Source organism: Pseudomonas sp. HMSC076A11 (assembly GCF_001810205.1).
Lineage (GTDB): Bacteria > Pseudomonadota > Gammaproteobacteria > Pseudomonadales > Pseudomonadaceae > Pseudomonas > Pseudomonas aeruginosa.
Genome location: NZ_KV800246.1, coordinates 1 through 217, shown reverse-complemented (window position 1 = coordinate 217; position 217 = coordinate 1). Strand labels below are relative to the sequence as shown.

The window sequence follows — 217 nt, the reverse complement described above, 5'->3', positions numbered from 1 at the left end:
GTTGCAGGATTCTTGACCCCGGCACGATTACCGATCATTGCCCCCATATTATAGAAACCTTGAGGAATCTTCAGATCGATCATTTTCTGGTAAAGGTCTAGAGCTTTCTGAGTGTCCTTCTCCACACCTCCCGGCCAACCGGTACGATAGAGGTTCGCCAAGTTATGCATGGCCTTCCAGTGGCCACGCTCCACTGCCTTGCTGTAAAGCTCGACGA

Annotated in this window: 1 pseudogene; it reads right to left on the bottom strand. The window is 51.2% G+C overall.

From position 1 onward, the window contains the following. Positions 1-217 (bottom strand): annotated as a pseudogene (locus HMPREF2716_RS00220) (SEL1-like repeat protein); the annotation flags it as partial.